Origin of the sequence: Escherichia sp. E4702, assembly GCF_963883545.1 — a bacterium.
Classification (GTDB): Bacteria; Pseudomonadota; Gammaproteobacteria; order Enterobacterales; family Enterobacteriaceae; genus Escherichia.
Window position 1 is genome coordinate 1 of sequence record NZ_CAWORF010000004.1, and the last position, 6,509, is coordinate 6,509.

Consider the following 6,509-nt stretch of genomic DNA (forward strand, 5'->3'; position numbering starts at 1 on the left):
TTTTGGTGCGATGACGACCATCAGGACGCAACACATCGACATCCAGTTTCTCTTTAGCGGTGTCGATACCGATATAATGAAGTTCATGTTCCATAGTGAAACCAACCTTGCAAATACGGATTACCGGGAAAACCGGTCCATGATACTGTCCGGTTTATCACTTTGGGAGAAAGGCAGCCCGCTGCATAAATCTACAACACAGGTTAGAACCCAAGGCCGGATACGGCATGCGGACTGCAGGCAGAGAAAACTGGCCAATTTTCTCTGCACAGGAGGGATAATACAAGGCCGGATAAGGCGTTCACGCCGCATCCGGCAATAAGGCGTAAGGCGCGATGATATTATTTACACTCCAGCTGGCTTTTAAATCGTCTTAATATCCCTGCTCGAAATAGCTTTCGAGAATAATAACCGCAGAGGCAGAGTCGACTTTGCCTTTGTTGAGCGCCCGATAGCCGCCCTGTTCAAACAGACCGGAACGCGCTTCCACGGTGCTAAGACGCTCGTCATGGAGCTTTACTTCAACACCGAAACGGCCATGAATACGGTTGGCAAATTTACGCGCTCTGGCAGTCAATGGTTGCTCGGTGCCGTCCATATTCAGCGGCAAACCGACGATGATTTCGTCTGGTTGCCACTCTTTCAGTAAACGCTCGATGAGGTTCCAGTCCGGCGTACCGTCCTGTGCTTTAATAGCGGGCAGCGGGCGAGCGGTGCCGGTAATGCGTTGGCCGACCGCTACGCCAATGCTTTTGGTGCCGAAGTCGAAGGCGAGTAATGTTCCGCTCATCAGGCATGCCCTGCCACACCAGGCATGGTGAGAATATCAACACCAATCAGCCTTGCCGCATCGCGCCAGCGGTCGGCTATCGGTGTTTTGAACAGAATATTCAGATCTGCCGGGGCGGTTAACCACGCGTTATCGAGAATTTCTTGTTCCAGTTGGCCTTTATCCCAAGAGGAGTAACCAAGGGCTACCATCACGTCAGCAGGTTGTTTATCGGTGCCGAGTGTTTCCAGCACATCGCGGGAAGTGGTCATCACCGTGTTATCTGAAATGCGAATGCTGGACGCAAAATTGGATGGCGGGGTATGCAAAATAAACCCGCGATCTTCAGCCAGCGGGCCGCCAAGCATAACCGGTTTGTCCAGACGGACAGATTCATCACGCGGCCCCGGCGTGATCTTCAGCTTTTCCAGAATCCCTTCAATTTTGAGATTTTCCAGTGGCTTGTTAATGATGATCCCCATTGCTCCATTGGTATTATGTTCGCAAATGTAGACCACGGAACGACGGAAAATCGGATCCTGGAGAGCAGGCATGGCAATAAGAAAGTGATGCTGTAAATTCATTGTCAGAGGTTCTGTTTCCTGGTTCAAAAAAGCAACAGCGCCCAGTATGCGTGGAAAGTATGGCGCTGTCACTCATAGTCTCAACGAGATCCCTCTCGCTAAACAGGGTTACTGCTGCTGTAATCGTGCTTCAATAGCATCCATTAACATTCCGGTGATAGACACCGGAAACTCTGCCTCAATCTCACGAATACAGGTTGGGCTGGTGACGTTAATTTCAGTCAGGCGGTCACCGATAATATCCAGACCAACAAAAATCAGCCCTTTTTCTTTCAGCGTCGGTCCTACCTGACGGGCGATTTTCCAGTCGCTTTCCGTTAGCGGACGAGGTTCGCCACGACCACCGGCAGCCAGATTGCCACGGGTTTCGCCGCCCTGTGGAATACGCGCCAGACAGTACGGTACTGGTTCGCCATCCACCACCAGCACGCGCTTGTCACCATCTTTAATCGCTGGCAGATAATTTTGTGCCATGCAGTAGCGGGTGCCGTGCTCAGTCAAGGTTTCGGCAATCACACCAAGGTTCGGATCGCCTTCTTTCACGCGGAAAATCGACGCGCCACCCATGCCGTCCAGCGGCTTGAGGATGATATCGCTGTGTTTTTCCCAGAATGCTTTCAACTGCGCTTTATTGCGCGTGACCAGTGTTTCTGGCGTTAAGTCAGAGAACCAGGCGGTAAACAGCTTCTCGTTACAGTCGCGCAGGCTCTGCGGCTTGTTAACGATCAGCGTTCCTTTCTCTTCGGCGCGTTCCAGAATATAGGTCGCGTAGATAAACTCGGTATCAAACGGCGGATCTTTACGCATCAGAATCACGTCGAGATCGGCCAGTTGCAGATCCTGCTCACCCGTGAACTCGTACCATTTATCGTAGTTCTGTTCGACGCTCAAAGTACGGGTACGAGCGCGAGCCTCACCATTGATCAAATAGAGATCGGCCATCTCCATATAGTGAAGTTCGTAACCACGACGCTGTGCTTCCAGCAACATAGCGAAACTGGAATCTTTCTTGATGTTGATGCTTGCGATGGGGTCCATCACGATGCCGAGCTTGATCATTATTCTTCTCCGTTAGCCCAGATCGCCAAAACGCACTTGTAGCGCGGTAATGGCGGTGAGCGCAGTTGTCTCAGTACGCAGAACGCGAGGTCCCAACAGGATATCAGTAAATTGATAGCGGGCAGTCATGGCAATTTCATCTGCCGATAAACCGCCTTCCGGGCCAATCAGCAGGCGGACGCGTTCAACCGGTAACGGCAATGTATTGATGCTGTTACTGGCGCGCGGGTGAAGATTGAGTTTCAAGCCTTCATCTTGCTCTGCACACCAGGCTTCCAGATCCATCGCCGGACGGATTTCTGGTACCCGATTACGACCACACTGCTCGCAGGCGGCAATTGCAATTTTCTGCCACTGCTGGAGCTTCTTGTTCAGACGTTCACTATCCAGTTTAACGCCGCAGCGTTCAGAAAAAAGTGGCGTAATGAGGCTTACGCCAAGTTCTATCGATTTCTGGATAGTGAATTCCATTTTTTCTCCGCGCGACATCACCTGACCAAGGTGAATATGCAAGGGAGATTCACGATCGTCTACCTGGCCTTCCAGCACTTTAACTTCCACGCTTTTTTTGCTGGCGCTGGTGATTTCTGCGTCAAAAACCTGGTTGCTGCCGTCAAATAACTGTAATGCCTGACCTGGCCCCATACGCAGGACGCGCCCGATATGGTTAGCGGCATCTTCACAAAGCGCGATCTGCGAATTGCTGGTGAGTGGTTCAGGATGATAAATGCGGGGGATACGCATGGTTAAATATCCGCGTCGTCTCCCCACGCGGTTGCGCGCGTGGGGTAGGGTTAACAAAAAGAATTTCGCTAGTGTAGGTTAGCTCTTTCGCGCCTGGCAAGCGCGTTGCACATACGGGTTGTGATTGCCTTGCACCTTTGCGATGCGCTCGTCACGCTCACACTCCCAGTCGGTGACCGGATACATTTTGTTCCAGGCGTTAAACAGCTGCGTTTGCTGGCGTGAGAGTGTCAGGTTGTACTGGTCACGCATGTAGAAGTAAATCCGCGCAATGGAACCACGGGCATGAGCGGGCGGTTCAGCAACTTTTTCTTTGAAATCAATCTTCATAGCGCACTGCCCATACTGCCCCTCGCCGCCATTCCACTGGCTGTACATAAAGTTGCCGCGATCGCCGTTCACTTCACCTATCGCGGGCTGCAGGTTATGCATATCGCTTTCCATTTGGCGATAAACCGGATCTTTAGCGCAGTTTTTACGACCGCCTTCCTGCCAGCACTGACGCTGGTGGCCGAACTGCCAGGCGGGAACAACATGTTCCCACTCTACGCGGCTGGCGCGGTTTTCATTTTTGCGCACCTGATACCCGCACGACTCCAGATCCACGATGCCTTTTTTACCCTGCCAGTTGATTTTACATCCACAGTAAAATGTTCCCGGCACATCAGCGTAGACTTTTACCGCTGCTGTTTTCGCCTGGGAAAAACTATTGATGCCTTCGGCTAACGCCGTGCCGGATAATGCTGCGCTCAGTACCACCGCAGCCACAGACAAATTACGGTACATCACTTACTCCGTGTTAAAACGAGCGAGCAACGTAGCGAAAGTTGTTTTGGTATGCAATCAGCCAGATCAGTAAAATTCCTGATAGTTCTGCTGGTTATTGGGCAACCAGTTGTTCGCCACAGTGAACGCAGCGATAGACGGCTTCGCCTCGTATCACGCGGTTATGACGACGTACGGTGAGCTGATGCTCCTGGCATTTGCAACGGTAGGAGAAAGTGTTACGGCGCACGGATTGCAGTTCAAACTGATGCGTACGGCGGGCGGGAACGCCCAGCACGCTTTCCATCATCCACTTCCACTCTTTGCCATGTGGCGCTACGCGACCAAAGTGTTTCCATACCAGCAAATGCGCCAGTTCGTGTGGCACCACTTCTTCTATAAAGGCTTCACTGTTTTCCAACAGCAACACCGGATTGAGGCGAATTTCATAGCTTTCCAGCCAGGCCGTTCCGGCGGATGTGCCTCGCTGGGTATAAGAGAGTTTTGGCTCCGGATAGTTACGCCCCAGCTTCAGGTTGGCCTGGGCGAGTTTTTCCCGCAGGCGACGCATAACAGCCTGTTGGATGGCGATAGGGAGACGGGATGTTTTCATAGCGGCAGAGGATAGAGCGAAGAAAAGATGACTGCAAGAGGTGGCTTCCTCCGCGACGGGAGGAAGCCTGGGGAGATTAATCGTGAGCGCCGATTTCGCGCAGTTTACGACCTTTCATCAGATTACGTTCAATGTGTTCCAGCGAAACGTGTTTGGTTTCCGGCACCAGCCACAGTGTCAGCAGGATAAACAGCACGTTCAGACCTGCGTAAACCCAGAAGGTATTGGCGTTGCCCAGCGTGTTGAGCATAGTCAGGAAGGTTGCGCCGACAATCATGTTGGCAATCCAGTTGGTAGCGGTGGAGCAGGTGATACCGAAGTCGCGGCCTTTCAGCGGCTGGATTTCAGAACACAGTACCCAAATCAACGGACCCGCGCTCATGGCAAAACCGACAATAAACATCAGCAGCATGGCGATGGCGAAATACTGCGCCGACGGTGAGTGAATACCGATGTGCATCATTGTACCTAGTACGCCCATGCCCACAGCCATCACCATGAAGCCCAGCGTCAACGTTGGTTTACGCCCCCAACGGTCAACAAGACCGATTGCGATAAAGGTGGCAAGTACGTTGGTCAGGCCGACAATCACGGTCCCCCACATTTGCTCTGTGGTGTTGGTATAACCCGCCAGTTCGAAGATTTTCGGCGCGTAGTACATGATGACGTTCATCCCGGTGAATTGCTGCATCACCTGCAACAGTACACCCAGGAACACCGCGCGACGGAAGTTACTGTTCTCTTTAAACAATGCCCAACCGCTCTGTTTAACCTGCAAACTTTCACGGATTTCATCCAGTTCGCGTTTGGCTTCCGCGCTGGTGTCGCGCAGGCGCAGTAGCACGCGTTCGGCATCAACAAAGCGGCGTTTAGCGGCAAACCAACGTGGGCTGTCTGGCAGGAAGAAGACACCAATCAGTAGCAGAATTGCCGGGATGATAATCACACCCAGCATCCAGCGCCATGCACCGGTGTAGCTGAAGGCGGTATCAGAAAGATACGCGCCGAGGATCCCGATAGTGATCATCAACTGATACATCGAAATCATACTGCCGCGAATTTTCTCTGGCGCAATTTCAGAGAGGTACAGCGGCGCGGTATAGGAGGCCACACCTACCGCCAGACCCAGCAGAACGCGGGAAAGAATCAGTACTTCAACGTTTGGCGCAGCCGCAGAGAACAGCGAACCGGCAACAAACAGGATTGCGCCGATCATCAGGCTCTTTTTGCGCCCGAGTTTAAAGGAGAGCCAGCCGCTACCCACCGCACCGACTGCCGCACCGAACATCATGGAGCTTACGACCCATTCTTGTGTGTGCGAGGTAATCTGGAATTCATCTGCAATAAACGGCAGTGCGCCAGCAATTACACCGATATCCAGGCCAAAGAGTAATCCCGCCAGAGCAGCAAGGAAGCAGACGAAAAACGTCATTGCCTTGTTTGACCGCCCCTGTTTTTTAGCGTCAGGCATGATGCCCTCCAATATGGTTATTTTTTATTGTGAATTAAGATAGGTGAGTACGACGTAAAAAGATGTGAAGCAAATCACATCAGTGTAATCGCTTACACTAATATTCATTATGGTTATAATTTAAGTGCATGAAAATAATTGATTTATATCATCATAAGTTAAACACAGTTATCTGCAATTAAGACTTTACTGAAAAGAAATGTAACAACCGTGAAAACTGAATAATAATATGAAAATATTACAAATATTTGGCTGGTGTGGTTGGTGTAATCGGTTTCAGTGGTGATGATAATTTGCGGTAAAACGTGTTCAGGAAGAATGATGTTATTCTGCGGGCGGCTTTTTTCCGGATGCGGCGTGAACGGCTAATCCAGTCTACGAGCGCGGTGATATCTGTAGGTCGGATAAGATGCGGCAGCATCGCATCCGACACAATGCCGGATGCGGCGTGAACGCCTTATCCAGCCTACGAGCGCGGGATGTCTGTAAGTCGGATAAGATGCG

7 protein-coding genes are annotated in these 6,509 nt (G+C 51.4%); all 7 read right to left on the reverse strand.

Annotation, left to right across the window (positions count from 1 at the left end):
- Window positions 1–373: 373 nt before the first annotated feature.
- Window positions 374–790 (reverse strand): Holliday junction resolvase RuvX, encoded by a 417-nt coding sequence (gene ruvX, locus AACU94_RS01380; protein ID WP_000017111.1) that lies wholly within the window; start codon window positions 788–790, stop codon window positions 374–376.
- Window positions 790–1,353, reverse strand: coding sequence for a YqgE/AlgH family protein (locus AACU94_RS01385; protein WP_135488797.1), 564 nt, complete (start codon window positions 1,351–1,353; stop codon window positions 790–792). The genes ruvX and AACU94_RS01385 overlap by 1 nt, the downstream gene beginning before the upstream one ends.
- A gap of 108 nt (window positions 1,354–1,461) precedes the next feature.
- The gene (gene gshB, locus AACU94_RS01390; protein WP_130207907.1) at window positions 1,462–2,412 is read right to left on the reverse strand and encodes a glutathione synthase; all 951 of its coding nucleotides are present in this window, start codon (window positions 2,410–2,412) and stop codon (window positions 1,462–1,464) included.
- A 12-nt stretch (window positions 2,413–2,424) separates the two neighbouring features.
- Window positions 2,425–3,156, reverse strand: a complete 732-nt coding sequence (gene rsmE, locus AACU94_RS01395; protein WP_130207905.1) for a 16S rRNA (uracil(1498)-N(3))-methyltransferase — start codon at window positions 3,154–3,156, stop codon at window positions 2,425–2,427.
- Window positions 3,157–3,234: 78 nt separating this feature from the next.
- Window positions 3,235–3,942, reverse strand: coding sequence for a deoxyribonuclease I (endA, locus tag AACU94_RS01400; RefSeq protein ID WP_130207903.1), 708 nt, complete (start codon window positions 3,940–3,942; stop codon window positions 3,235–3,237).
- A 94-nt stretch (window positions 3,943–4,036) separates the two neighbouring features.
- Entirely contained in the window at window positions 4,037–4,534 is a 498-nt protein-coding gene (locus AACU94_RS01405; protein ID WP_135405557.1) for a SprT family zinc-dependent metalloprotease, read from the reverse strand.
- 76 nt (window positions 4,535–4,610) lie between these two features.
- Complete coding sequence (gene galP / locus AACU94_RS01410; RefSeq protein ID WP_130207899.1) at window positions 4,611–6,005, reverse strand: galactose/proton symporter; 1,395 nt, start codon at window positions 6,003–6,005, stop codon at window positions 4,611–4,613.
- Window positions 6,006–6,509 lie beyond the last annotated feature (504 nt).